This window comes from Neisseria sp. DTU_2020_1000833_1_SI_GRL_NUU_006 (genome assembly GCA_032388755.1).
GTDB classification, from domain to species: Bacteria; Pseudomonadota; Gammaproteobacteria; order Burkholderiales; family Neisseriaceae; genus Neisseria; species Neisseria sicca_C.
This window is the reverse complement of sequence record CP135593.1, coordinates 36350-60889: the sequence shown is the minus strand read 5'-3', so window position 1 is coordinate 60889 and position 24540 is coordinate 36350. Positions and strand designations below refer to the sequence as shown.

Here is a 24540-nt window from a genome sequence, read left to right as displayed (position 1 = left end):
AGGCACCCGGTTTTCGCCATGCCTTTTCTTGCGAAGGCGGGAAATGGCGGGGCAGAGCGTCTTGATTTGAATTCACTGCATTTATCCGAACAAACAGGAGTATCTTTATGCGTATCCTGCTGGTGGAAGACGACCCGCACATCGGCGACGGCATTGCCGCCGGGCTGAAAAAGCTCGGTATGGCGGTGGACTGGTTTTCAGATGGCGCTCAAGGACAGTCCGCACCACTGGCTGCGCCTTATGATGCGGCGGTGTTGGATTTGGGGCTGCCGAACATCGACGGCATAGAAATATTGCGGCACTGGCGCAAACAAGGTCTGACGCTACCCGTGCTGATTCTGACGGCACGCGATGCGCTGCCCGACCGCCTGACCGGGTTGAACAGCGGCGCGGACGATTACCTGTGCAAACCCTTCGCATTGGAAGAACTTGAAGCACGGCTGAATGCCTTGGTGCGCCGCAGCCACGGACGCAGCGACAGCGGCCTGACCTTCGGCAGCCTGTATTTGGATACCTCCGCCCAAACCGCCACACTCGGCGGCAAGCCGCTGAACCTGACCGCGCGCGAATGGCGGCTGCTGGAAATGCTGGTCGCCAATCCGAAACACATCATCAGCCGCGCCCATATCGAAGACAAACTATACGGCTGGGATCAAGAAGTTGAAAGCAACGCGGTCGAAGTGCATATCCACAACCTGCGCAAAAAAATCGGTTCATCCGTGATTCAAACCAAGCGCGGATTGGGTTACCAACTCGGAGAAATGCCTTAAGGTCGTCTGAAAACGCAAAAATTGAAGAAACAGCCCCCTTGCACAAAAAGGTCGTTCCATGTTTAAAAAGCTTCCGCCCGAAACTTCTATCCGCAAACGCCTGATACTCTATATCGGCAGCGGACTGCTCTTGGCATGGTTCGCCGCCAACGCTGTTTCACTGGCAATGGCGTTACACGAACTGAACGAATCCGCCGACAGTCAGATGAGCGACCTTGCCCAATCACTGCCCTACATCGAACCGGAAAAAGCCGTGCTGCTGCCCAAAGTTAAAAAAAGCCTGGGCAAAGGCCACACCGGTTTTGCAGAAGACAAACAAAACGGCATTTCCGTCTGGAATGCAGACGGCAGGCTGTTGCTCTCAGACAAAAGGGGTAAAGAAATTCCATTCCGCAAAATTTCCGGCTTCACCGACATCGGGAAGCCTTGGCAGGAAAAAAGCCTACGCGTCATCTATTACCACGACGGGAAAACCGGACAGACAGTCGCCGTCGCCCAACCTTGGCGTAACCGCCTTGAAATTTTGTGGAATATTGTTTGGGCGCACCTTGCCGCCTCGCTGCTTGTTCTGCCGCTGATGGTGTTGCTACTGCATCTGGCGGTCAAACGCAGCATCTACCCGCTGAAAGAGCTCGCATCAGAATTGTCCGAACGCCGCGCCGACAACCTTGCCCCCGTCAGCCGCGCCGTACCGCAGGAAACCCAAACCCTGGTCGACGCCCTCAACCGCCTGTTCGCCCGCGTTCAGACCAGCATCGAACGCGAACAACGCTTTACCTCCGATGCTGCCCACGAACTGCGCAGCCCGCTTGCCGCATTGAAAGTGCAGGCCGAAGTCCTCGCCCTCAGCGACACTGCCGAACAGCCCTACCACCTGCAACAAATCCAACAAAGCCTCAACCGCGCCGAACACCTAATCAACCAACTGCTCACGCTGGCACGGCTCGATCCCGAACAAGGCCTGAAAAATACCACCCCCATCAATTGGGAGAGCCTCAGCAGCCAAGTGCTGCAAAACACCAACCTCCCCGCCCGCGAAAAACGCATCCGCCTCAAGCGCGAATTTCTTGCCGAGCCGCCCCTCCTGCAAGGCGACGACGCGCTACTGCAACTCATGTTGCGCAACCTGCTCGACAACGCTGTGCGCTATTCACCCGAAAACAGCGAGGTTGGACTGTATTTTCACGCTGACCGTATCGAAGTACGTGACCAAGGCACCGGCATCGCCCCCGAACACCTGTCGCGGATTAAAGAACGTTTCTACCGTCCTGCCGGACAAAATGCCCAAGGCAGCGGACTGGGTTTGTCCATCGCCGAACACATCGCCAAACTCCACGGCCTGACGTTGAAACTTGAAAACCGCGACGGAGGAGGTTTGAGTGCATGGCTGGAGAGAGCCTGACAATAAGTACAAAACAGCAGCTTCCTATATTTGGCAAACGCTTCCCCCAATCACCCAAAGGCCGTCTGAAATTCCTGACAAATCAGGTTTTCAGACGACCTTCTATAATCAATTAAAATAAAAAACACCCAATATCCTTCATTTCCGCGCAGGTAGGAATCCGAATCTGGGGTTTTCAAAAATACTCAAGGATTGCAGCGAATACAATATCTAAACGGAAGGTGCAGAACACTTTTGTTTCTAGCTCTGAAAACAGTTCCGATTAAATAATCAGCCTTCCTACCCTCGACACCTTGGGTTTATCAAACTCTGCATCCTTACAAGAAACACACCTTTAAAAACATAGAAATATTCAAACCAAGCATACGGCAAAACTAAAAGGTCGTCTGAAAGCACGGTTCTGACAAAATCAAAACCGCCCGTTTCCAGACGACCTCTTGCACCATCAGGCGTATTTCAACTAAACAATCAAATAGAAAAGTCCTCGACTACTGGAGCATAAAGCGTTCTATCGACCACTTCACGCGTCAACTTAGGCGCGAACAATTCTATAAAATCATATGCATACCCCCTAAGATAGGTATCTTTCCTAACGGCAATCCAAGTTGGAGACGACTCAAACAAATGTGAGGCGTCCACTAATTCCAGATCCGTGTCATTCTCAGGATCGTAAGCCATCTTCGCCATCAACCCGACACCAAGACCCAAACGGACATACGTCTTTAAAACATCCGTGTCCGCTGCCGACAACACAACATCGGGCTGCTCTAATCTGGCTTTATTAAAAGCCCGGGCAATACTACTCCCCTGATTGAACGCAAATTCATAAGTAATCAAGGGAAAAGAGGCCAAATCCTCAATACTCAAAGGATTTTTACAATCCAACAAAGGATGTTCATGCGGCACGATAACCGCATGATTCCATTCATAACAAGTTAATTTACCCAACTCCGGATGCTCATCGATACGCTCAGTTACAATCGCAATATCCGCCTCTCCGTTACTAACCATCTGGGCGATGGCCGCAGGACTGCCCTGCTTGATGGTCAGTGTTACCTTCGGATAACGTTTGACAAATTCCGCCACAATCAAAGGCAGGGCATAACGTGCCTGCGTATGAGTCGTCGCAACAATCAACGAACCACTGTCATGATCAGTAAACTCACTGCCTATATTTTTAATATTCTGCACATCGCGCAAAATCCGTTCTACAATTTCCAACACAGCCTTGCCGGGCTGCGACACAGAAACCACGCGTTTGCCGCTGCGGATAAAAATCTGTACGCCCAACTCCTCCTCAAGAAGCCTGATTTGCTTGGAAATACCCGGCTGGGAGGTAAAAAGGGCTTCAGCAGCTTCAGACACATTCAGATTATGCCGGTACACCTCCAATGCATACCGTAATTGCTGTAATTTCATAAACGGCTCGTGTTCTATATATTTGTATGATTTGTGCGACAAATGGCAGACAATTTAACATATTTTTCCTAAATTGTCGGCAGCACCCTCACCTCAAATAAAAACTTTTGTTTTAAATAGTACTATACAAACCGATTATCGAAACCAACATTTCCCTCAGCACAAACTGTATCCTTCATACAACAACAAATGGCAACAAACTCCGATTTACCCATAAATAAATGACACAAACTTGATTTTTAGGCATGATTTAAAGCTAGGAAGCAGGCAGTTTCATGATTGTATGAGGCATCGAGTATTGACAGTCTGCACCATGCTTCTTTATAGTGCAGACTGATATATCCGATTTGCCGCTGCTTAATGCTGCGGCCTGTATATTGGTAATTTGCAGCGGTTCTTAAACACCCGCCGCATAACAATTTAGATGAGGGAATAAAATGACCAAACAGCTGAAATTAAGCGCATTGTTCGTTGCATTGGTTGCTTCCGGCACCGCAATGGCAAGCGAACCGCATACCAAACATGGTTACGTTGTAAGCAGCCAGTCTCAAGAAGTCGTCCGCAACAACTATGGCGAGTGTTGGAAAACCAGCTATTTCGACAAAGAGACCCAAGGTCGTGTCGAATGTGGCGACCGTGAAGCAGTAGCCGCAGTCCAACAAGCTCCCGAATATGTTGATGAAACCGTATCTCTGTCTTCTAAAACACTGTTCGGCTTCGATAAAGACAACCTCCGTCCTGAAGCTCAAGAGAACTTGGACGCATTAGCCCAACGCCTGAGCAATGAAAACGTTCAAACTGTGCGTGTCGAAGGTCACACCGACTTTATGGGTTCAGAAGAGTACAACCAAGCTCTATCCGAACGCCGTGCAAACGTAGTTGCCAACTACTTAGTTGGTCGTGGTGTTCCTTCCAGCAAAGTTTCCGCTGTAGGTCTTGGCGAATCTCAAGCTCAAATGACTGCCACTTGTGAAGCAGAAGTAGCAAAACTGGGCAAAAAAGTATCCAAAGCCAAAAAACGCGCTGCTTTGATCGCATGTATCGAACCTGACCGTCGTGTTGACGTGAAAATCCGCAGCACTGTCACCAAACAAGTCACTCCGGGGCAAACAGTCGAGGGACAAGGTGAACGTCCTGCAGTAGATGAAGGTTGGATTCCTTCTCCCTACAACGGTGTACACGGTTACGCCAAACCTTAACTAAATTTAGTTTTAATTCAAAACCCCGCCTCTGCGGGGTTTCCTTATATTTGTATTTTCCCCTCTACAAATTAAGAGACTTTTTATCCCTTCTTACACCCACCTCCATAAATAATCAAAAAATCAATAAACAAAACTTAATGAAAAACGGATAAAAAAAGGCACCCTAAGATTGCTCAGAATACCCTCTTCAAGTCTCATATCATCAAGTTAAATTACTTAACCTCTATCTTTTCTACTCCGCCCATATAAGGCTGCAAAGCGGTAGGAATATTGATGCTGCCGTCGGCGTTTTGATGGTTTTCCAAAACAGCGACCAAAGTACGGCCTACTGCCAAGCCGGAGCCGTTCAAAGTATGCACCAAGCGGTTTTTGCCGTTTTCGTCTTTGAAACGCGCCTTCATGCGGCGGGCTTGGAAATCTTCGCAGTTGGAGCAGCTTGAGATTTCGCGGTAAGTATTTTGCGCGGGAACCCAGACTTCCAAGTCATAGGTTTTGGTTGCGCCGAAGCCCATATCGCCGGTACACAAGGTAATCACGCGGTAGGGCAGTTCCAAGGCCTTCAGGATGTTTTCGGCATGACCGACCATTTCTTCCAGCGCTTCGTATGATTTTTCGGGATGAACGATTTGCACCATTTCTACTTTATCGAATTGGTGTTGGCGAATCAGACCACGCACGTCTTTACCGTATGCACCCGCTTCGGAGCGGAAACATGGGGAATGGGCGGTCAGCTTCAGCGGCAAGTCGCTGCCTGCCACGATGCTGTCGGCAACGGTGTTGGTCAGCGTCACTTCGGCGGTCGGAATCAGATATTGTGTTTTTTTGCTCTCGTCACCGCCGCGGGTAACATGAAACAAATCTTCTGCAAATTTAGGCAGTTGGCCAGTGCCTTGCAGGGTAGTGTCGTCCACGATGTAGGGCGTGTAATGCTCGGTGTAGCCGTGTTTCAGCGTGTGCGTATCGAGCATGAATTGCGCCAGTGCGCGGTGCAGGCGGGCGATTTGACCTTTCATGACGGTAAAGCGTGCGCCGGACAGTTTCGCGCCGCCTTCGAAATCCAAGCCCAAAGGTTCGCCCAAATCGACATGGTCTTTGATTTCAAAGTCAAATTCGCGCGGGGTGCCGACTTTGCGGACTTCGACGTTTTCGGTTTCGTCTTTACCAACAGGCACGCTTTCGTGCGGCAGGTTGGGAATGCTCAACAACCATGCGTCCAATTCTTTCTGAACGGCATCCAAATCGGCAGCGGCTTGCTCCAAATCGGTTTTGATTTGGGCGACTTGATCCATGGCTGCCTGCGCCTCTTCGTGTTTGCCCTGTCCTTTCAATGCGCCGATTTGTTTGGAAATGCTGTTGCGCGAGGCTTGCAGCTCTTCGGTTTTCACTTGGACGGCTTTGCGCTGCTCTTCCAGGGCATTGAAACGTGCGGTATCAAACTCGTAACCGCGCTGTGCTAAACGTTCGGCGACGGCTGCGGTGTGGCTGCGGAGCTGTTGGATGTCTAACATTTTATTATTCTCTCGATAGAATTCAGAAATGGCATTATTGTAAACCAAATCGCCAATCTTTTCATGACAACACTTTTATTCAAAAACCCCTTTCTTACATATCATCCATTGCAGAAAAAGCAAGAATGGGATAGAATCCATCGTTTTGTCAAACCTTGCCTTTTGCTTTCGCATGGCAAAAGGCTGTATTTAATCATCCATAAGGAGATAACATGCGTCATTATGAGATCGTGTTTATCGTTCATCCTGATCAAAGCGAGCAAGTGCCTGCTATGGTTGAACGTTACAAAACCATGATTGCCGAAGCCAGCGGCAAAATCCACCGCTTGGAAGACTGGGGCCGCCGTCAACTGGCTTACCCGATTAACAAAATCCACAAAGCACACTATGTTTTGATGAACATCGAAACTACTCCTGAAGTAGTTGAAGAGCTGGAAACCGCTTTCCGCTTTAACGATGCCGTACTGCGCCATCTGACCATCAAAACAAAACATGCTGTAACCGAAGCCTCTCCTATGCTGGGCGGCGAAAAAGCAAAAAACTTGCTGAACGGTGCGGCTGAAGAAGTTGCAGCAGCCGAATAAGATTGGATAATCTTACAAAGCTTACCGCCTTGATTTACAAGGTTGAATCCTTGAGATACACGCCGGCAGGAATCCCTGTTTTGGATATTATGTTAAAGCATGAATCTTGGCAGGAAGAAAACGGGCAAAAATGCCTGGTCAGTTTTGAAATTCCCGCGCGTATTTTAGGTAAGCAGGCTGAAGAATGGCAGTATCGGCAAGATACGATGGTTGAAGCAGAAGGCTTTCTCGCACAGCGAAGCAAACGCTTCCCAAGGCCGATACTCCGCATACAGAACATTAAAGAATATAAAGGTTAAACGACAATGGCTCGTCAATCATTCAAACGTAGAAAATTCTGCCGCTTTACGGCTGAAAAAATCCAAGAAGTCGATTACAAACAAGTTGATTTGCTGAAAGACTTCATTTCTGAAAACGGCAAAATCATCCCTGCCCGCATCACCGGCACCAAAGCGCATTACCAACGCCAATTGGCTACTGCAGTCAAACGCGCACGCTTCCTGGCTCTGTTGCCTTACACCGATCAACACAAATAATTTTGGAGTTTAAATCATGCAAATTATTCTGTTAGAGAAAATCGGCGGTTTGGGCAACCTGGGCGACATCGTTACCGTGAAAAACGGTTATGCCCGTAACTTCCTGATTCCTGCCGGCAAAGCCAAACGCGCTACTGAAGCCAACATGAAAGAATTCGAAGCACGCCGTGCCGAATTGGAAGCCAAACAAGCCGAAATCTTGGCCGATGCTAAAGCACGTCAAGAAAAACTGGACGGTCAAACCATCACTATCGCTCAAAAAGCAGGTGTGGACGGTCGTCTGTTCGGTTCCGTTACCAATGCCGACATCGCTGCCGCGATTGTTGCTTCAGGCGTTGAAGCTGCAAAATCCAACGTCCGCCTGCCTAACGGTCCTCTGAAAGCCGTAGGCGAGTACGAAGTTGAAGTGGCTCTGCACACTGACGCTGTTGCTGCGATTACCGTTGCTGTTGTTGCGGCTGCCGAGTAATAGACAGTCTTAAAAGGTCGTCTGAAAGGGAATGGAATGTATATTCCTGCCGTCTTTCAGACGACCTTTTTGCATAATTAAGACTGCTTCCTTAGTGACTATAAATTCAGATATGAAAAAACTTATCCCTTTCATCCGAATATCAACCGCGTTGCTGCTTTCCGCTTGTAGTACAACCAAAACAAACGTTGAGTCCGCTAAAACGGTTGAACCGATTAATCAAAGCAAAAACCAGCGTCCTGCTTTTGATTCTGCTGCGGAATCGGTTGCCAGCAGCGGCTTTAATGCCAATACCAATGTCCGCCAGTTTATCCGTTACGAGGTGGCGAAAAAGCAGTTTACGGAAGCTGAGTTGCAAAACTTCTTCAATGGCGTGGTTTACAAGGGCAATATCATCAATATCATGTACCGCCCGTCAACTTCCCGCCCTTGGTATGAATTCCGCACGGGCAACTCCGGCGCGACGAAATTTAACGGCGGCAAACAGTTTTACGCTGCCAACCGTGCCGTTATCGATGATGTGGCACGCAAATACGGCGTACCTGCCGAGCTGATTGTGGCGATTATCGGCATTGAAACCAACTACGGTAAAAATACAGGCAGCTTCCGTGTCGCCGATGCTTTGAGCACCTTGGGTTTTGATTATCCGCGCCGCGCCGAGTTTTTCCAAAACGAGCTGATTGAGCTTTTGCTGATAGCGAAAGAAGAAAAAGAGAACGTTTTTGATTTCAAAGGCAGCTATGCGGGCGCAATGGGGATGCCGCAATTCATGCCTTCGAGCTATCGCAAATGGGCGGTCGATTATGATGGCGACAGACACCGCGATATTTGGAACAATATCGGCGACGTTGCCGCCTCTGTTGCCAATTATATGAAGCAGCACGGTTGGAAAACAGGCGGCAAAATGATTGTTCCCGTCAATCTGACAATTACGCCCGATTTAAAAGCCATCATTGATGAAAAAACTGCATTGAACCGTACCGTTGCGGATTTCAAAGCAATGGGTGTGGTTCCGCAAAAAGCGGTTGCCGACAATGAGAAAGCCGTTTTGTTCAGCTTGGAAACCAGTCCGGGCGTATTTGAATATTATCTCGGTCTGAATAATTTCTATACGGTTTGGCAGTATAACAACAGCCGAATGTATGTTACCGCCGTGCGCGACATTGCGAATGCAATCAACAACAACGGTTTGTAATGTTTAAAAACCACCTTCTCCAAGGTGGTTTTTTATTTGAGGGCCTGAAACAAATCCACTCCAAACTCAAGCAATCAAACGGATTTTCATGCCGTAACGCTTTTTGCCATGTCCCGATACAAACTGCCCACCGCGCGCAGGCGATAAAAAGGCGTTGCCTTCGGCGGTAGGCTCGGCGCAGGTGTATTGTCCGTTGCGGTCGCTCCAAAGCGCGTAAACGGGCAGGTTTTGCGTTCGGATGTCGAGTTTCAGTCCGTCAAACGCAACATGTGTATCCGGCGGTGAAGCGACAAATTCCGTGTGTGCGATATAGTCGGCGTCGTAGGGCGCGCCGTTGAAATCGAATTGGGTGCCGACGGCGGGGAAATAGGGATGGAAACCGGGCGAAGTGCGCACGGGCGCGTCGCCGTAATTGCAGACGGTCAATGTAGCGACTGCTTCGTTTTCGTTTGGCAGGCTGTAATCCAGCAGCCATTCGACGTTTTCGTAGCCTTTTGCCGTACTGATCAATCTCAAGCCGACATCCGATTCGTTTTGATAACGGATTTGCCAAGTAGAGGTTCTGCCGAAACCGTGTTGCGCCAAATGGTTTTTACCGTCCGGTCCGAACTGCGGCAGGCAGACGTGCATCCCGCCGCGTAATTTTGTATCAGCACCGACTTGGACACTGGTTTTCGGAAATAACACTTCTCGACCGTGTAAAACCAAATTGTCCACATATGCGCCCAGGGTGTTTATCTGCATGGATGCGGAATGATTGCGTAAGATGATTTCAGGCATAGTGATTTGTTCTTCAAGATATTTTAGATTTTGTAATATTCTAACGATTATACACGCGCCTTTCCCGATATGCAGACAGAAAATCCTTAATAAAAATCAAAAAAATGCTAAAATACCCGTCATCTTCCAAGGTCGTCTGAAAGGCGTTCAACCACTTTTCAGACGACCTTCCGATTTATTTCCAGCAGAGAAAACCTTATGGCTTATCAAGTTCTTGCCCGCAAATGGCGTCCGAAAACCTTTGCCGACTTAGTCGGTCAGGAACACGTCGTCAAAGCCTTGCGCAACGCGCTGGACGAAGGCCGCCTGCACCATGCCTACCTGCTGACCGGTACGCGCGGGGTCGGGAAAACCACCATTGCCCGTATTCTGGCGAAAAGCCTGAACTGTGAAAACGCGCAACACGGCGAGCCTTGCGGCGTGTGCCAAAGCTGTACGCAAATCGACACCGGACGCTACGTCGACCTGCTGGAAATCGACGCCGCCTCCAACACCGGCATCGACAACATCCGCGAAGTACTGGAAAACGCCCAATACGCGCCGACCGCCGGCAAATACAAAGTCTATATCATCGACGAAGTGCATATGCTCTCCAAAAGCGCGTTCAACGCCATGCTGAAAACGCTGGAAGAGCCGCCCGAACACGTCAAATTCATCCTTGCGACCACCGATCCGCACAAAGTCCCCATTACCGTTTTGAGCCGCTGCCTGCAATTTGTCTTGCGCAACATGACTTCGCAACAGGTTGCCGACCACCTTGCCCATGTTTTAAACAACGAAAACATCGCCTACGAACCTGCCGCCCTGCAACTCTTAGGCCGTGCCGCCGCAGGCTCGATGCGCGATGCCCTGAGCCTGCTCGACCAAGCCATCGCCATGGGTTCGGGCAGCGTTGCCGAACAAGACGTCCGCCAAATGATTGGTGCGGTGGACAAGCAATATCTGTACGAACTGCTGGCGGGTATCGTCAACCAGGACGGCGAAGCCCTGCTGGCGAAAGCGCAGGAAATGGCGGCGCGCGCCATCGGCTTTGACAGCGCGTTGAGCGAACTTGCCATGCTGTTGCAACGCCTCGCCTTGATACAGGCGGTTCCTTCCGCTTTGGCACACGACGACCCTGAGCGCGAAACCCTGTTGCAACTGAGTCAGGCACTCAGCGGCGAACAAATCCAGCTTTATTATCAATGTGCTATCCATGGCAAACAGGATTTGAGCCTTGCGCCCGACGAATACGCCGGCTTCGTCATGACCCTGCTGCGTATGCTTGCGTTTGCGCCGTTGGCAGCGGATGCGCACGACGTTGGCGGACATATTGAAAATACCGAGCTGCATTCTGCCGAAACGGGTGTCCATACCGCAAAAAAGCCTTTGCAACTTCCCCAGCCTGAAGCCGCCAAACCACCCGTTCAGACGACCCCTGCGCCTGTCACGTCGTCTGAAAACAAAGTTGCCGAACCGGTTTCGACTCAAGGAAACAACGACGTCCCACCTTGGGAAGATGCGCCGAGCGAGGCAGAAACCGTAACAGAAACGCCTGCGCAAAAGGCGGATACGAGCGTTCAGACGACCTCTGAAGCAGCAGAGACAAACACTCAGTCCGCAAACGAAGCAGAAACGCCGTTTCAGACGACCCCTCAAGCCGAAACGTCGTCTGAAAATCAAGTTTCCGATAACGAGGCAGTAAACAACGAAACCGATATTTCCTTGCCTGAGACGTCGTCTGAAAACCCCATTCAGACGACCCCGATTGAAGAAGCCGTGGATGCAGAATCGTTTGCGCATGAAGCTTCCGCAGAGCCTTTCTACGATTACGGTTCGCCCGAGCATGACTACCCCGTAGCGGATAGCGCGGAAATGCCCCCGCCGCCGGATTGGGAACATGCCGTCCCTGCCGATACGGCAGAAGCAGAATCGGAAGCCGAAGAAGACGGCGACGATGAAGAAGACACGCAGTTCGCCCCACTACCCGAGTTCTCTACTGAAAACTGGGCGGCAATCGTCCGACACTTCGCCCGCAAGCTCGGCGCCGCGCAAATGCTGGCGCAACACGCCGCATGGACGCACTACGACGCAGGCAGCCATCTGATGATGCTGTCGCTGACCGACGAAGCCCGCGCGACTGCCAACAAAGAGCGGCTCGACAAAATCAAAAACACGCTTGCCGAAGCCTACGGACTGCCGTTGAAATTGCAAACCGAACCGTGGCGCGACGACGCCGGTTGGGAAACCCCGACCATGCGCCGCCAACGCCTCCAGCTCGAAGGCAGGCAGCAGGCACAGGATTTGCTCGAAGCCGACGAAACCGCGCGTCAGGTTTTAAAAGTTTTCGAAGCCCAATGGCAGCCCGATTCTTTGGAACTGGCGGAGCAGGCGGAATAACGGCAATCGGGAATTTCCGTTTCCCTTCGGATACATAAACATTCAGGTCGTCTGAAAACCGTCAACCCGCTTTCAGACGACCCTTCACACCAAACGGTATGACCCCATAACCTTAACGATTCAACCACAGGAGTTTTAAATATGTTCGGAAAAGCCGGATTAGGCGGCCTGATGAAACAGGCGCAGCAAATGCAGGAAAACATGAAAAAAGCGCAAGCGAAACTTGCCGAGACCGAAGTAGAAGGCGAAGCAGGCAACGGCTTGGTTAAGGTCGTCATGACCTGCGCCCATGTCGTGCGCAAACTCGAAATCAGCCCCGACCTGATTCAAGAAGCCGCAGACGACAAAGAAATGCTCGAAGATTTGGTGCTCGCCGCCATCAACGCCGCTTCTGAAAAAGCCGAAGAAACCACCAACAAAACCATGGGCGCATTTACCCAAGGCCTGCCCGCAGGCATGGGCGACTTCTTCCGCTAAACCCGCGCCGCAAAGCAAATAAAGGTCGTCTGAAACGCCAAAAAGCAGTTTCAGACGACCTTCGGATTATCTGTTTGACAAATAGACACCCGTCCAATATTTTCAGACGACCCCTGCCCGCTTTGGTAAAATATAGTGGATTAAATTTAAATCAGGACAAGGCGACGAAGCCGCAGACAGTACAGATAGTACGGTAAGGCGAGGCAACGCCGTACTGGTTTAAAGTTAATCCACTATACACCATACAATCAATCGCCCTTTTCCACCCTTCCCCAGCAACGCCAACTGCCCATGACCAACCAGCGCATCAACCACGAACCCGTCTTCCTGCTTGCTTCCGCCCCTTGGCGCGAGAGCAGTTTGTGGGTGGAGGTGTTCAGCCGCCGTTACGGGCGCGTGGCTTTGCTGGCAAGAAGTGCGCGCAAGCGGCAGAGCGAGTTGCGCGGCGTGTTGATGCCGTTTGTACCGGTCAGCGCCTCTTGGTACGGTTCGCAAGAGTTGAAAACGCTGCATCGTGCAGAGTGGATAGGCGGCTGGCCGCAACCGCAAGGCAGGGCTTTGTTCAGCGGTCTGTATATCAACGAACTGATGCTCAAACTGACGGCTCGCGAAGACCCGATACCCGAGCTTTACGACGCGCTGGAAGCAGTCATGCGGGCGGTATGCGGCGAAAGCAGCCATACCGCCGCGCTGCGCCGCTTTGAATGGACTTTACTCAGCCGCTTGGGATTCGCGCCCGATTTGTTCCATGATGGCAATGGCGAATCAATCCGCGCCGAAGAAACCTACTGGCTGACGCCTGAAAACGCGGTCGTCCCCATCGAAGAAGCTGAACGCTTCAATCCGCGCAACCATGGCGTGGCAGTCGGCGGCGACATTTTGATCCAGCTGCGCGAAGGCGATTTCACCCACCCCGAAAGCCTCGGACAGTCGCTAAAAATCACGCGCCTGCTGATTGACAACCTCCTGCCCGAAGGCATTAAATCCAGACAGGTTTTGCAACAGCTCCAGCAATTCAGTTTCGGTATTTAATCCTTTTCAGACGACCTTTTAAATTTCGATTTTTTCTCTTAGTTTCATACTGATGCGGAAAATCAAAAGCATACCGCGCACATCAATCCGCGATCTCCGCAAACTTCTCCCAATTTGCCAACACATACGCCACAGCCGCCGCCATATCGTCGTCCGCGATTTCGTAATATTCGCCGTCCAATTCCTCAAAATCGGGAAACTCGGCACGAATCTCGTCCAAAGATGCCCCGCTGTCCGCCATTTCCTCGATTTTTGCGCCGTCCCGCTCGTATAAAGCCTTTGCCTTATCCAAAATCTTAGGTGTCGGTTTAATCCGCCAGCGGCGCAGGCTGTCGGCAACGGGGTTATGGAACACATATTCGCCGTAACCCGCCGCAATCAGTTGTACAAAACCGCCCTCCTGCACTTGGCTGTCCAAATAGCAGTAAGCCGTCAGCGTGTGCTGCTCGTCGTTCAAACACCGCATTTCCTCATCGCCTGCGGCATCCGTATAATCCAAATACGCCGCGCTCAATGTGTAGAGAAATTCTGCGGCGTCTTGAGGGTTCAAATCATCCTTCCGGAAAAGTGTCGTCATGTTAAAGCCCGTTTGAAAATAAAGCGATTTAAAGCTGATTCATCATAAAAACCGCATTATAACCAAAGCATTATCAAACCAAAACCTATTTTCAGACGACCTTTTACGCTGCACAAGCAGGCGATATATAGTGGATTAAATTTAAATCAGGACAAGGCGACGAAGCCGCAGACAGTACAGATAGTACGGCAAGGCGAGGCAACGCCGTACTGGTTTAAAGTTAATCCACTATATCGTACAATAAGGCCGGACTTACCAAGGAAAAATCATGAACGCAAACACCGAAACCGTCATTATCTACCCCAAAGACCTGCCGCTGCACTGCTCCGGCCCCAACCACGAAACTTGGAACGGTCATCCGCGCGTCTTCCTCCCGATTCAGTCCGACAGCGACATCGAATGCCCCTACTGCGGAATGCGTTACCATCTCGAAGGCCACATTCCCCACCACCATTATTGAGACGCTATGAAGAGATACGCTCTCCTGCTGTTGCTCGGACTGTGTACCGCCTGCGGTTCGTATAAAGCCGTCCGCCCCGATGCCCCTCTCGCCGTCGTCGCCGAAGCGCAAAACAACGCCATCCGCTACCAAGCCGCCGACGGCAGCCGCATCTCCGCCATCTACATCAACAGCAACAGCCCGATGACGGTCGAACTGCGTCAGGGAAGTACGGTCGAAAAACTGACGCAAACCCATTCGATGACGAAAACCACGGAATACCGCAACGCAAGCACAATATGGCAGCTTCAGGACGGCTTCGCCACGCTTACCCGCGGCGGCAAAACCGTCGTTTTCACCGAAATCATCGAATAATCCTGCCTGAAGTTCTTATTAAAAGGTCGTCTGAAAAACCTTACACGATGGTTTTTCAGACGACCTTTTGACAAGTTCAGTATCGTAAGTCCACATCGGAAGTATCTGTTCTGTCATTTCTGCATGCGCGGAGACGGGCTACGACGGAAAGCCGGAGGTTCGGGCTTACGGCAATCTTTAAGTGCCTCTGAGAAAGCCGAAGGCTGGATTCCCGCCTGCGCGGGAACAAAGGCAATTTGAGCAGCTTCGATAAATTGTTATCTGCCTTTTAAAACAGCCACACTTGCAAATCAAAGATTGTCTGAAAACTGCAATATGCGGTTTTCAGACGACCTTTTGTGTTGCCAAGCTCAAAGCCAGGCTGAAACTGATCCGGGCAAGGTCAGTGATCGACGGTAATGCCTTTGCTTTCTTTCTGTTTCTGTTCGTCCAGTTTCTTTTGCAGCGTGTCGCACGGGGTGTCGCAGTCGCAGACTTTTTTCATGCCCAGCGAGGAGATGCCGCCGCAGCTGCCTTTGATGGTGCGCTTGGAAAAAATATAGCCGACCGCCATGCCGAGGATGACGAGGAGGAAGAGGCCGAAGGTGAGGAGTAGGGTTTTCATGATGGTGTTCCTGTGGGATGGATATGGGTGTGCAGGTATTAATGGAGTAGTTTTTTAAACGCGCCGGACATTTCGGTATGGTAGCCGTTTTGGTCGCGGATAATCAGGAAAACGGCGAGGTTTTGCTGTTCGGCAAGTTTGAGGGCTTCGGTTTCGCCGAGTACGAAAAGTCCGGTGGACAGGCCGTCTGCTGTGGTGGCGTTGTCGGCGACGACGCTGATGGAGGCGAGGCGGTGCGACAGCGGGCGGCGGGTTTTGGGGTCGATGATGTGGGACAGCCGCCTGCCTTGCGGGTCAACGTGGAAAATGCGGTAGTCGCCGGAGGTGGCGAGGGAGCGGTTGTCGAGGGGGACGACGATTTGGGTGTTGCCGCCTTGGACGATGTTGGGCTGTTCGATGCCGATGCGCCAAGGTTCGCCTTGGGCGTTGCGGCCTTTGCCGTGCAACTCGCCGCCGATTTCGACAAGGTAGTTTTGGATGCCGAGTTTTTCAAGTTCGCCTGCCACTTTGTCCACGCCGAAGCCTTTGGCGATGGAGGAAAGGTCGAGATAGGCTTCGGGCCGGGTTTTGGCGAGCGTAGCTTGTTTGCCGTTTTGCGTGAGGATGATTTTGTCCGTACCGGTTTGGGCGGCGGCTTGGTCGATTTCGGCTTGGGTGGGTTCGCGGGTGATTTCTTTGTTCGGTCCGAAGCCCCAAAGGTTGACGAGCGGGCCGACGGTTACGTCAAGCGCGCCTTGTGTGAGGCGGTTGAGGCGTAAGGCTTCGGCGGTAACGGCGGCGAAATCGGCGGAAACGGGCATGGGTTTGCGGGTTTCGCGCATTTGGTTGAAGCGGCTGATTTCGGAGTCTTCGCGGTAGGTGGACATTTGGCGGTTGACTTCTTCGAGCGCGCCGTCAATCTGCCTTTTCACGGCTTCGGGCGCGGGCGGGTTGGGGAGGTCGTCTGAAAGGTATTTGACGGTATAGGTCGTACCCATCGTTTCGCCCTGAAGCACGGTTTGTTCGGATGTTTTTTTGCCGCACGCGCCCAAGGGCAGGGTAAGGACGAGGGCGGCGGCAAGGGCGGGAATGGCGGAGGGCAGGTGCATGATAGAGTGTTCGGGTGTTTTCAGACGACGTATTGTAACGTAAAACGCAAGGGCGCGCGGCTTGCGGGGGAAGGGCTTTTCTGCTAACATCCGCGCTGCATTAAGAGTTGGGAATTCCATGCCAACCTGCTTTTCAGACGGAAAGGTAAGGTGGACGGCTGCAAAGCCGATGTGGTCCGAGAGGGCAATTCAAATCCCCCCGCTTGATGCGGGAATTTTTTTGCCTGTATGTTCTGTACGGGCAGGATTCCGAACCGCTTTATCCAAGTGGGAATATTTATCATTTGGATGGAGCGCAGGTGGAAATTTTGTTATGATTTCCGTTGTGGGATATATGATGAAACAACAGGTCGTCTGAAAGCAGACGGCTTGTTTTTGAAGGAAAATATTGAAATGAGCGAATATTTGTTTACTTCCGAATCGGTTTCCGAAGGCCATCCGGACAAAGTAGCCGACCAAGTGTCCGATGCGATTTTGGATGCGGTTTTGGCGCAAGACCCCAAAGCGCGCGTCGCGGCGGAAACTCTGGTAAACACCGGTTTGTGCGTGTTGGCGGGTGAAATCACCACCACTGCCCATGTGGACTACATCAAAGTCGCACGCGAAACCATCAAACGCATCGGCTACAACTCGTCCGAGCTGGGCTTTGATGCCAACGGCTGCGCAATCGGCGTGTACTACGATCAGCAATCCCCCGACATCGCCCAAGGCGTGAACGAAGGCGAAGGCATAGACCTGAACCAAGGTGCGGGCGACCAAGGCCTGATGTTCGGCTACGCCTGCGACGAAACCCCGACCCTGATGCCGTTTGCCATCTATTACAGCCACCGCCTGATGCAGCGTCAAAGCGAATTGCGCAAAGACGGCCGCCTGCCGTGGCTGCGTCCCGACGCAAAAGCACAGCTGACTGTGGTTTACGACAGCGAAACCGGCAAAGTAAAACGCATCGACACCGTCGTCCTGTCCACCCAGCACGACCCTGCCATCAGCCATGAAGAACTGAGCAAAGCCGTGATCGAGCAGATTATCAAGCCCGTTCTGCCGCCCGAAATGCTGACTGCCGAAACCAAATACCTGATCAACCCGACCGGCCGCTTCGTCATCGGCGGCCCGCAAGGCGACTGCGGTCTGACCGGCCGTAAAATCATCGTCGATACCTACGGCGGCGCAGCTCCGCACGGCGGCGGCGCATTCTCCGGCAAAGATCCGTCCAAAGTGGACCGTTCCGCCGCTTACGCCTGCCGTTATGTTGCGAAAAACATCGTCGCCGCAGGCTTGGCGACCCAATGTCAGATTCAGGTTTCCTACGCCATCGGCGTTGCCGAACCGACTTCGATTTCCATCGATACTTTCGGCACAGGCAAAATCAGCGAAGACAAACTGATTGCCTTAGTTCGCGAACATTTCGACCTGCGCCCCAAAGGCATCGTCCAAATGCTCGACCTCTTGCGCCCGATTTACAGCAAATCCGCCGCATACGGCCATTTTGGCCGCGAAGAGCCTGAATTTACTTGGGAGCGCACCGACAAAGCAGCCGCATTGAAAGCAGCCGCAGGCGTATAAAGCTATAAAGGTCGTCTGAAAGGGAGTTTCAGACGACTTTCCATCCTTATGGCAACTGCAATTTTTCCCAATCAGCAAGGCAGCATGCGTCGGTATGCTGCCTTTTTCGACCAGAAAGATTACAATTAGCGGGTCGTCTGAAAATCCAAAGAAAGGACACATCATGCTCTTAGGTGTAAACATCGACCACATCGCCACCGTCCGCAACGCCCGCGGTACGACCTATCCCAGCCCCGTGGAAGCGGCATTGGTCGCGGAAACGCACGGTGCGGATTTGATTACCATGCACCTGCGCGAAGACCGCCGCCACATCAAAGACGCGGACGTGTTCGCCGTCAAAAACGCCATCCGCACGCGCCTGAACCTTGAAATGGCACTGACTGAAGAAATGCTGGAAAACGCGCTCAAAGTCATGCCGCAAGACGTGTGCATCGTGCCTGAAAAACGTCAGGAAATCACGACCGAAGGCGGTTTGGACGTATTGGCGCAACAAGAAAAAATCGCCGAGTTCACCAAAATCCTGACCGACGCTGGCATCCGCGTTTCGCTCTTTATCGATGCCGACAACGAGCAAATCCAAGCCGCCCATGATGTCGGCGCGCCCGTTATCGAGCTGCACACCGGCGCATACGCCGATGCACACAGCCACGCCGAACAAATCAAGCAATTCGAGCGTCTGCAAAACGGCGCGCATTTTGCCAGCGATTTGGGCTTGGTCGTCAACGCCGGACACGGCCTGACCATACACAACGTTACCCCCGTCGCCCAAATCCTCGCCATCCGCGAGCTGAACATCGGGCATTCGCTGATCGCCCAAGCCCTCTTCCTCGGCCTGCCCGAAGCCGTCCGCCAGATGAAGGAAACCATGTTCAGGGCAAGACTGCTGCCTTGATAGGCGACACCACCTTTTCAGACGACCTTCTCTCAACAAGGAGACCACCGCATGATTTACGGCATAGGCACAGACATCGTTTCCCTCAAACGCATCATCCGCCTGAGCAAAAAATTCGGACAAGCGTTTGCCGAGCGCATCCTTACGCCCGAAGAACTGCTCGAATTTCCGCAGGCAGGCAAACCCGTCAACTACCTTGCCAAACGCTTCGCCGCCAAAGAAGCCTTCGCCAAAGCCGTCGGCACGGGCATACGCGGCGCGGTTTCCTTCCGCAACATCGGCATCGGGCATGACGCATTGGGCAAACCCGAATTCTTCTACGCCCCCGCCCTGTCCAAATGGCTGGAAGAACAAGGCATCAGCCGCGTCAGCCTCAGCATGAGCGACGAAGAAGACACCGTGTTGGCATTTGTCGTTGCCGAAAAATAAGACAGTACCCATTGGCAGGTAGGATTCGCAAATCCGACCTTTCCGAATTTTCAGACGACCCTTCTCCCTATTCCCATGACCCAAGACACCCGCCCCCTTATCCGCGTCGTTGCCGGCATCCTGCTCAACCAAGACGGCGACTACCTGCTCAGTTCCCGCCCCGAAGGCAAGCCCTATGCCGGATATTGGGAATTTGCCGGCGGCAAAGTTGAAGCGGGCGAAACCGACTTCCAAGCCCTGCAACGCGAGTTTGAAGAAGAACTCGGCATCCGCATCCTCGCCGCTACGCCTTGGCTGACCAAAATCCATTCCTACGAACACGCCCGCGTCTGCCTGAAATTCCTATGGGTAAACCCCGACCAATGGACGGGCGAACCCCAATCCCGCGAAGGACAGGCATGGTCGTGGCAAAAAGCGGGCGATTTCAACGTCGCCCCCATGCTGCCCGCCAACGGTCCGCTGCTGCGCGCCCTTTCCGTCCCACGCCGACTTCAAGGTCGTCTGAAAACCGGTTTGTACGGACAAAACAGCACCGGCGAATACCGCGTCGCGCCCTACTCCCTAGCTGAACCGCACCACGCCAACATCCTCATCTCAGAAACCGAACTGCGCAAACTCGGCAAGCTGCCCCAAGCCCAAAGCGTTTGGGTGTCGGTACACACCCGTGAACAATGGCAGCGCGTACAAGATGCCGACGTCGTCGTTTGGCAAGTCAACAACGAAGCAAGCGCACGACAAGTGCTTGAAATATTGGAACAAAGCGTATCCGTTCCACTGGTTGTCGCCGCGCCCGAAACACTGGTTTCAAACTACCGCGACCGCTGGCTCTCAGCAGGCGCACACGCCGTCCTGACCGACAATGACACCGAGGTCGTCTGAAATGGACAAAAACCGCAAACTCCTCCTCGCAGGCGTCCTCCTCATCCTCTTCGCCGCCGCCAAACTCCTGCTGCTGGACTGGTGGCAAAAACAACAGCCCCAAGCCCGCGCCGCCGAGTGCGACCTCATCAAAGGCTGCATCCTGCCCGACGGCTCGCACGTCCGCTCCACCCCCATCAGCCACCGCTCCGCCTTCGACATCACCGTCGGAAACACCCCTGCCGAAACACAACAAGTCAGCATCAGTTTCAGCATGAAAGACATGGACATGGGCTTCAACCGCTATATGCTCCAACAACAATCTCCGCACACTTGGCAAGCGCACCAAATCCACCTGCCCGTCTGCGTCGAAGGCAGACGCGACTACATCGCCGACATCACCATAGGCGGACAGACTTTTCAGACGACCTTTACCGCCCAATAGGCTTTCTACGGGTATCCTGCAAGAAAATTTTTTGGAGAAAGATTTATTTTCTCTTGCTGTCCTTTCCCTCATTCCACCAAAGGTCGTCTGAAACCGTTTTCAGGCGACCTTTCTCTATGCGCCGGCCCTCCATCAAAATATCCGCATCACAACAAGCCCACTCTTCCTAAAACACAGGTTTTCCCTACCCTTCCGAAAATCCGACCGCCATCAAGTTTGGCTAAAACACATAAGCAAGTCCCAATCTCTGAAATTGTAATTAATATTCTTTTAATAAATATAATTACTTGCAAATCATTATCAATTAATATTAGAATACGTACTCTCAAATCAACGTAACCCATGAACAACCCGTTTAGAGGAAGAATTATGAAATCCCCCCATTCCCCCGCCTTCCGTTTCAGCATCATGGTGCTGGCACTGTCTTCAGGTTTTGCCCATGCAGACAACGTCCGCCCCGAAGCGACTGCTGAACTGAAAGAAGTCGTCGTTACCGGTACTGCCGTACCGACCCGCGTCACCCGCAACCAGCTTGACCGCGAAACTTCGACCGATTTGAAACAAGTCATGAAAGACCAAATCGGCATGGATGTCGGCGGCGGCAACGGCGTGGCGCAGTTTTACAGCATCCGCGGCGTCGGCGAAGACAAGATTAATTTGGAAGTGGACGGCACCAGCCAATCCACCAAAATCTTCCACCACCAAAGCCGCTTCCAGCTTGATCCCGCTTTGGTGAAAAGCATCAACGTCGAAAAAGGCACAGGCGCGGCGAGCGCGGGCTTGGGCGCGGTCGGCGGCACCATCCGCGTAACGACGGTTGACGCGAAAGACCTGCTGACCGACGGCAAACCTTTCGGTTTCAAACTCGGCGCGGGCTTGAGCAGCAATAAAGGTTCAACCGGCAACGCGGCGGTTTACGGCTATCAAAACGGCTTCGATGCCCTGTTTGCAGGCAACTTCCTCAACAACCGCGACTACAAAGACGGCAACGGCAATGTCAACCGCGGCAGTCGTCTGAAACAGCACAGCTACCTCGCCAAAATCGGCTACGACTTCAACGACGACCACGGCATCCGCCTGACCTACCGTCAGGAATACCAAAAAGGCAACCGCACCGACAAAGCCGAGTTCCAAAACGTTGACAGCTACGTCGGCGTGGACGGCACTTATCAAAAAGAGCAATCCTACAATCTGGAATACCGCGGCCGCAACGTCGGCTTCCTCGACAAAATCGACGCCAACGTCTTCCAAATTAACACCGACGACACCAAGCCGCCTAAAGGCGCGCCTTCCCCGAAAGCCCACGCCTCCGGCACGGCTCAAGGCGGCGTTCCCATCGGCCAGCTTGAGTTAAGCAAAATCAAAGCAACCGGCGCTAACCTGAACCTCGCCAGCTCTTTCGGCGACGGACACATGGTGAAATACGGCGTCAACTACCGCCACGAAACCTCCGAGCCGTCCGACAAAGGCGCATGGCTGAAAATTCTCGGCCTGTATGACCGCGACAAAGAGAAAAAAGCCGAATACGGCGTGTACGCGGAAGGCATTTGGAACTTGAACCCCGTTACCCTGACCACCGGCCTGCGTTACGACCATTTCAAATACAACGCCGCCAGCAAACAAAGCGCGTCGCACGGCCAGCTCAACCCCAGCATCGGCGCGATTTGGGACATCAACGACAACTTCTCCCTCTTGGCAAACCTCAATCAGGCAAGCCGCGCGCCCCGCCTGAACGAAGCCCTGTTGGCTAACGAACGCGCAGGCGCCGCCGCCGATTTGGACAGCAACCTCAAAGCCGAAACCGCCCGCCGTGCCGAACTCGGCTTCAAATGGCGCAACGACAACTTCAACGTCAGCGGCAGCGTGTTCCATCAACGCATCAAAGACCTCATCGTCTATCGTTGGGCAAAAATCAACAACAACACCGCCTCCATCACCGAGCGCGGCAAGATTTACAACGGCGGCACGCTCAAAACCTACGGCTACGAACTTGACGCATCCTACCGCTGGGGCGGCCTGACCGCGCGCGCCGGCGTGTCCTACGTCAAACCGCGTCTGAACGGCGAAATGTACTACGGCGAAAGCCCGATTCAAGCGGAAGACCACGAAAGCTCGTTCACCTTCTGGAACACCGGCCGCCAATGGCTGACCGGCCTGTCTTATCAGTTTGAAAACCCCAAACTTGAAATCGGCTGGCGCGGACGCTACGCCCAAAGCGTGAAATACACCGACGTCGCCCGCGGACAAGGCACGATACACGGCAAGAAAGCCGGTTACGGTGTACACGACATCTACGCCAACTGGCAGCCGCTGAAAAAAGACAACCTGAACGTCAACTTTGCCGTCAACAACATCGGCAACAAGCAATACCGTTCGCACAGCCAACGCTTCCCCGACGGCAACGGACGCACTCCCTTCTACGAGCGCGGCCGCGAGTTCGCCTTGGGCGTGAATTACCGCTTCTGATAAAAGCATTGGCAAAAGGTCGTTTGAAACCTGATTTTTGGGTTTCAGACGACCTTTTTTAAAGCGGATTACGCTTCGCTTTGCGCTTCTTCTTGTTCAACGGCAACGGATTCGTCGCTCAAGGTGCCTTTGGTGGACGGGGTTTGTCCTGCCATGCGCGGGTCGTATTCTGCCGCCATGCGCAGGGCGCGGCCGAAGGCTTTGAATACGGTTTCGGCTTGGTGGTGGGCGTTGTAGCCGCTGAGGTTGTCGATGTGCAGGGTCATCATGCTGTGGTTGACGACGCCGTGGAAGAATTCTTCGAACAGGTCAACGTCAAAACGTCCGATGAGGGCGCGGGTGAAGTCGATGTTGTACACGAGTCCGGGGCGGCCGGAGAGGTCGATGACAACGCGGCTCAAGGCTTCGTCGAGCGGAACGTAGGCATGGCCGTAACGGCGGATGCCGGCTTTGCTGCCCAAGGCTTGTTTCAGCGCTTGACCGAGTACGATACCGATGTCTTCGACGGTGTGGTGGTCGTCGATGTGCAAATCGCCTTTGCAGGTAATGTCGAGGTCGATCATGCCGTGGCGGGCGACTTGGGCAAGCATATGCTCAAGGAAGGGAACGCCGGTGTCGAGGCGGTATTGTCCGGTGCCGTCGAGGTTGAGGCTGAGGCTGATTTGGGTTTCGCTGGTGTTGCGGGTGATGCTGACTGCGCGGCCTTCTGCGGGCATATGGAATGCCGGTGCGGCGGCTGCGGCGGCTTGGGCGGCTCGCTCTTGGCGGGCGGCTTCGGCGGCTGCGGCTTTTTCTCTGTCTTTGCTGTGGTCGCGGTTTAACCAGCCTTTGCGTTTATGCATGCCGGCTTCGAGTTTGGCGGCAAGGCTGGGGCGGATGCCGCGCGCTTTTTCGTCTTCTGCCTGCTCTTCAAGGCGGCGTTTCAGTTGGGACAGGGATGCCGCGTTGTCGTAACCGCATTTGCGGGCAAGTTTGGTCAGCGAGCCTGCTTCTTCGACAAGCTGCAGGAAATTGGCAAGGTGGAGTTGAGTGATGGTCATAGGTTTACTCT

26 protein-coding genes, 1 pseudogene and 1 riboswitch are annotated in these 24540 nt (G+C 52.8%); of the genes and pseudogenes, 20 read left to right on the top strand and 7 right to left on the bottom strand.

What is annotated here, in order from left to right:
* Nucleotides 1-107: 107 nt before the first annotated feature.
* Together RSJ68_00290 and RSJ68_00285 are read left to right on the top strand one after the other, a co-directional pair.
* Nucleotides 108-770 (top strand): response regulator, encoded by a 663-nt coding sequence (locus RSJ68_00290; protein ID WNU97244.1) that lies wholly within the window; start codon nt 108-110, stop codon nt 768-770.
* Between the two features lie 58 nt (nt 771-828).
* Nucleotides 829-2172: an ATP-binding protein gene (locus RSJ68_00285; protein ID WNU97243.1), complete on the top strand. Its 1344-nt coding sequence runs from the start codon at nt 829-831 to the stop codon at nt 2170-2172.
* 468 nt (nt 2173-2640) lie between these two features.
* On the opposite strand, the gene RSJ68_00280 is transcribed toward RSJ68_00285, so the two are convergent.
* Nucleotides 2641-3591, bottom strand: a complete 951-nt coding sequence (locus RSJ68_00280; GenBank protein WNU97242.1) for a CysB family HTH-type transcriptional regulator — start codon at nt 3589-3591, stop codon at nt 2641-2643.
* 437 nt (nt 3592-4028) lie between these two features.
* Here RSJ68_00280 and RSJ68_00275 point away from each other — a divergent pair, with 437 nt between their 5' ends.
* Nucleotides 4029-4790 carry an OmpA family protein gene (locus RSJ68_00275; protein WNU97241.1) on the top strand — a complete coding sequence of 254 codons (762 nt, stop codon included), beginning with the start codon at nt 4029-4031 and terminating at the stop codon, nt 4788-4790.
* Between the two features lie 215 nt (nt 4791-5005).
* Here the strand turns inward: RSJ68_00275 and serS are convergent, their stop codons facing one another.
* Nucleotides 5006-6301: a serine--tRNA ligase gene (gene serS, locus RSJ68_00270; protein ID WNU97240.1), complete on the bottom strand. Its 1296-nt coding sequence runs from the start codon at nt 6299-6301 to the stop codon at nt 5006-5008.
* Between the two features lie 212 nt (nt 6302-6513).
* On the opposite strand from serS, the gene rpsF reads away from it, so the two are divergent.
* From rpsF to mltB, 5 genes are all read left to right on the top strand, one after another.
* Nucleotides 6514-6885: a 30S ribosomal protein S6 gene (gene rpsF / locus RSJ68_00265; GenBank protein WNU97239.1), complete on the top strand. Its 372-nt coding sequence runs from the start codon at nt 6514-6516 to the stop codon at nt 6883-6885.
* The gene (gene priB, locus RSJ68_00260; GenBank protein WNU98321.1) at nt 6882-7184 is read left to right on the top strand and encodes a primosomal replication protein N; all 303 of its coding nucleotides are present in this window, start codon (nt 6882-6884) and stop codon (nt 7182-7184) included. The genes rpsF and priB overlap by 4 nt, the downstream gene beginning before the upstream one ends.
* Nucleotides 7185-7190: 6 nt before the next feature.
* On the top strand, nt 7191-7421 hold the full coding sequence (gene rpsR, locus RSJ68_00255) for a 30S ribosomal protein S18 (GenBank protein WNU97238.1): 231 nt from the start codon (nt 7191-7193) through the stop codon (nt 7419-7421).
* Nucleotides 7422-7437: 16 nt separating this feature from the next.
* A complete protein-coding gene (rplI, locus tag RSJ68_00250; GenBank protein ID WNU97237.1) occupies nt 7438-7890 on the top strand; it encodes a 50S ribosomal protein L9 in 453 nt (150 codons plus the stop codon).
* Between the two features lie 112 nt (nt 7891-8002).
* Nucleotides 8003-9085: a lytic murein transglycosylase B gene (gene mltB / locus RSJ68_00245; protein WNU97236.1), complete on the top strand. Its 1083-nt coding sequence runs from the start codon at nt 8003-8005 to the stop codon at nt 9083-9085.
* A gap of 66 nt (nt 9086-9151) precedes the next feature.
* Here mltB and RSJ68_00240 read toward each other — a convergent pair whose 3' ends face one another.
* On the bottom strand, nt 9152-9865 hold the full coding sequence (locus RSJ68_00240) for an aldose epimerase (protein WNU97235.1): 714 nt from the start codon (nt 9863-9865) through the stop codon (nt 9152-9154).
* A 198-nt stretch (nt 9866-10063) separates the two neighbouring features.
* Between RSJ68_00240 and dnaX the strand changes: the two genes are divergently transcribed.
* From dnaX to recO, 4 genes and pseudogenes are all read left to right on the top strand, one after another.
* Nucleotides 10064-12244 carry a DNA polymerase III subunit gamma/tau gene (gene dnaX / locus RSJ68_00235; protein ID WNU97234.1) on the top strand — a complete coding sequence of 727 codons (2181 nt, stop codon included), beginning with the start codon at nt 10064-10066 and terminating at the stop codon, nt 12242-12244.
* A gap of 141 nt (nt 12245-12385) precedes the next feature.
* On the top strand, nt 12386-12721 hold the full coding sequence (locus RSJ68_00230) for a YbaB/EbfC family nucleoid-associated protein (GenBank protein ID WNU97233.1): 336 nt from the start codon (nt 12386-12388) through the stop codon (nt 12719-12721).
* A gap of 128 nt (nt 12722-12849) precedes the next feature.
* Nucleotides 12850-12915 (top strand): annotated as a pseudogene (locus RSJ68_00225) (transposase).
* 97 nt (nt 12916-13012) lie between these two features.
* Entirely contained in the window at nt 13013-13753 is a 741-nt protein-coding gene (recO, locus tag RSJ68_00220) for a DNA repair protein RecO (protein WNU97232.1), read from the top strand.
* Between the two features lie 82 nt (nt 13754-13835).
* Here the strand turns inward: recO and RSJ68_00215 are convergent, their stop codons facing one another.
* Nucleotides 13836-14330, bottom strand: coding sequence for a DMP19 family protein (locus tag RSJ68_00215; GenBank protein WNU97231.1), 495 nt, complete (start codon nt 14328-14330; stop codon nt 13836-13838).
* Between the two features lie 268 nt (nt 14331-14598).
* On the opposite strand from RSJ68_00215, the gene RSJ68_00210 reads away from it, so the two are divergent.
* Both RSJ68_00210 and RSJ68_00205 read left to right on the top strand, forming a co-directional pair.
* On the top strand, nt 14599-14790 hold the full coding sequence (locus RSJ68_00210) for a zinc-finger domain-containing protein (GenBank protein WNU97230.1): 192 nt from the start codon (nt 14599-14601) through the stop codon (nt 14788-14790).
* Between the two features lie 6 nt (nt 14791-14796).
* Nucleotides 14797-15144, top strand: coding sequence for a hypothetical protein (locus tag RSJ68_00205; protein ID WNU97229.1), 348 nt, complete (start codon nt 14797-14799; stop codon nt 15142-15144).
* Nucleotides 15145-15526: 382 nt separating this feature from the next.
* Here RSJ68_00205 and nqrM read toward each other — a convergent pair whose 3' ends face one another.
* Nucleotides 15527-15748: a (Na+)-NQR maturation NqrM gene (nqrM, locus tag RSJ68_00200; GenBank protein ID WNU97228.1), complete on the bottom strand. Its 222-nt coding sequence runs from the start codon at nt 15746-15748 to the stop codon at nt 15527-15529.
* Between the two features lie 38 nt (nt 15749-15786).
* A complete protein-coding gene (locus RSJ68_00195; protein ID WNU98320.1) occupies nt 15787-16836 on the bottom strand; it encodes an FAD:protein FMN transferase in 1050 nt (349 codons plus the stop codon).
* 92 nt (nt 16837-16928) lie between these two features.
* Nucleotides 16929-17038, top strand: a riboswitch (SAM-I-IV-variant riboswitch).
* 191 nt (nt 17039-17229) lie between these two features.
* Here RSJ68_00195 and metK point away from each other — a divergent pair.
* The 6 genes from metK to RSJ68_00165 all read left to right on the top strand — a co-directional run bounded on the left by metK (nt 17230) and on the right by RSJ68_00165 (nt 23489).
* Nucleotides 17230-18399 (top strand): methionine adenosyltransferase, encoded by a 1170-nt coding sequence (metK, locus tag RSJ68_00190; GenBank protein ID WNU97227.1) that lies wholly within the window; start codon nt 17230-17232, stop codon nt 18397-18399.
* A 163-nt stretch (nt 18400-18562) separates the two neighbouring features.
* Complete coding sequence (gene pdxJ / locus RSJ68_00185) at nt 18563-19291, top strand: pyridoxine 5'-phosphate synthase (protein WNU97226.1); 729 nt, start codon at nt 18563-18565, stop codon at nt 19289-19291.
* Between the two features lie 51 nt (nt 19292-19342).
* Nucleotides 19343-19720, top strand: coding sequence for a holo-ACP synthase (acpS, locus tag RSJ68_00180; protein WNU97225.1), 378 nt, complete (start codon nt 19343-19345; stop codon nt 19718-19720).
* A gap of 75 nt (nt 19721-19795) precedes the next feature.
* Nucleotides 19796-20599: an NUDIX domain-containing protein gene (locus tag RSJ68_00175; protein WNU97224.1), complete on the top strand. Its 804-nt coding sequence runs from the start codon at nt 19796-19798 to the stop codon at nt 20597-20599.
* A gap of 1 nt (nt 20600) precedes the next feature.
* On the top strand, nt 20601-21023 hold the full coding sequence (locus RSJ68_00170) for a hypothetical protein (GenBank protein WNU97223.1): 423 nt from the start codon (nt 20601-20603) through the stop codon (nt 21021-21023).
* Between the two features lie 369 nt (nt 21024-21392).
* Nucleotides 21393-23489 carry a TonB-dependent receptor gene (locus tag RSJ68_00165; GenBank protein WNU97222.1) on the top strand — a complete coding sequence of 699 codons (2097 nt, stop codon included), beginning with the start codon at nt 21393-21395 and terminating at the stop codon, nt 23487-23489.
* Between the two features lie 68 nt (nt 23490-23557).
* On the opposite strand, the gene hisB is transcribed toward RSJ68_00165, so the two are convergent.
* On the bottom strand, nt 23558-24529 hold the full coding sequence (gene hisB / locus RSJ68_00160) for an imidazoleglycerol-phosphate dehydratase HisB (protein WNU97221.1): 972 nt from the start codon (nt 24527-24529) through the stop codon (nt 23558-23560).
* Nucleotides 24530-24540 lie beyond the last annotated feature (11 nt).

What these genes read in the sequence shown, in the direction of transcription:
- RSJ68_00195 (WNU98320.1), bottom strand. Translation starts at nt 16,836, where the DNA reads ATGCACCTGCCCTCCGCCATTCCCGCCCTTGCCGCCGCCCTCGTCCTT.
- mltB (WNU97236.1), top strand. Translation starts at nt 8,003, where the DNA reads ATGAAAAAACTTATCCCTTTCATCCGAATATCAACCGCGTTGCTGCTT.
- RSJ68_00290 (WNU97244.1), top strand. Translation starts at nt 108, where the DNA reads ATGCGTATCCTGCTGGTGGAAGACGACCCGCACATCGGCGACGGCATT.
- hisB (WNU97221.1), bottom strand. Translation starts at nt 24,529, where the DNA reads ATGACCATCACTCAACTCCACCTTGCCAATTTCCTGCAGCTTGTCGAA.
- RSJ68_00240 (WNU97235.1), bottom strand. Translation starts at nt 9,865, where the DNA reads ATGCCTGAAATCATCTTACGCAATCATTCCGCATCCATGCAGATAAAC.
- nqrM (WNU97228.1), bottom strand. Translation starts at nt 15,748, where the DNA reads ATGAAAACCCTACTCCTCACCTTCGGCCTCTTCCTCCTCGTCATCCTC.
- rpsR (WNU97238.1), top strand. Translation starts at nt 7,191, where the DNA reads ATGGCTCGTCAATCATTCAAACGTAGAAAATTCTGCCGCTTTACGGCT.
- RSJ68_00230 (WNU97233.1), top strand. Translation starts at nt 12,386, where the DNA reads ATGTTCGGAAAAGCCGGATTAGGCGGCCTGATGAAACAGGCGCAGCAA.
- dnaX (WNU97234.1), top strand. Translation starts at nt 10,064, where the DNA reads ATGGCTTATCAAGTTCTTGCCCGCAAATGGCGTCCGAAAACCTTTGCC.
- RSJ68_00210 (WNU97230.1), top strand. Translation starts at nt 14,599, where the DNA reads ATGAACGCAAACACCGAAACCGTCATTATCTACCCCAAAGACCTGCCG.
- RSJ68_00215 (WNU97231.1), bottom strand. Translation starts at nt 14,330, where the DNA reads ATGACGACACTTTTCCGGAAGGATGATTTGAACCCTCAAGACGCCGCA.
- recO (WNU97232.1), top strand. Translation starts at nt 13,013, where the DNA reads ATGACCAACCAGCGCATCAACCACGAACCCGTCTTCCTGCTTGCTTCC.
- rplI (WNU97237.1), top strand. Translation starts at nt 7,438, where the DNA reads ATGCAAATTATTCTGTTAGAGAAAATCGGCGGTTTGGGCAACCTGGGC.
- serS (WNU97240.1), bottom strand. Translation starts at nt 6,301, where the DNA reads ATGTTAGACATCCAACAGCTCCGCAGCCACACCGCAGCCGTCGCCGAA.
- RSJ68_00165 (WNU97222.1), top strand. Translation starts at nt 21,393, where the DNA reads ATGAAATCCCCCCATTCCCCCGCCTTCCGTTTCAGCATCATGGTGCTG.
- RSJ68_00280 (WNU97242.1), bottom strand. Translation starts at nt 3,591, where the DNA reads ATGAAATTACAGCAATTACGGTATGCATTGGAGGTGTACCGGCATAAT.
- pdxJ (WNU97226.1), top strand. Translation starts at nt 18,563, where the DNA reads ATGCTCTTAGGTGTAAACATCGACCACATCGCCACCGTCCGCAACGCC.
- RSJ68_00285 (WNU97243.1), top strand. Translation starts at nt 829, where the DNA reads ATGTTTAAAAAGCTTCCGCCCGAAACTTCTATCCGCAAACGCCTGATA.
- metK (WNU97227.1), top strand. Translation starts at nt 17,230, where the DNA reads ATGAGCGAATATTTGTTTACTTCCGAATCGGTTTCCGAAGGCCATCCG.
- rpsF (WNU97239.1), top strand. Translation starts at nt 6,514, where the DNA reads ATGCGTCATTATGAGATCGTGTTTATCGTTCATCCTGATCAAAGCGAG.
- RSJ68_00175 (WNU97224.1), top strand. Translation starts at nt 19,796, where the DNA reads ATGACCCAAGACACCCGCCCCCTTATCCGCGTCGTTGCCGGCATCCTG.
- RSJ68_00275 (WNU97241.1), top strand. Translation starts at nt 4,029, where the DNA reads ATGACCAAACAGCTGAAATTAAGCGCATTGTTCGTTGCATTGGTTGCT.
- acpS (WNU97225.1), top strand. Translation starts at nt 19,343, where the DNA reads ATGATTTACGGCATAGGCACAGACATCGTTTCCCTCAAACGCATCATC.
- RSJ68_00170 (WNU97223.1), top strand. Translation starts at nt 20,601, where the DNA reads ATGGACAAAAACCGCAAACTCCTCCTCGCAGGCGTCCTCCTCATCCTC.
- RSJ68_00205 (WNU97229.1), top strand. Translation starts at nt 14,797, where the DNA reads ATGAAGAGATACGCTCTCCTGCTGTTGCTCGGACTGTGTACCGCCTGC.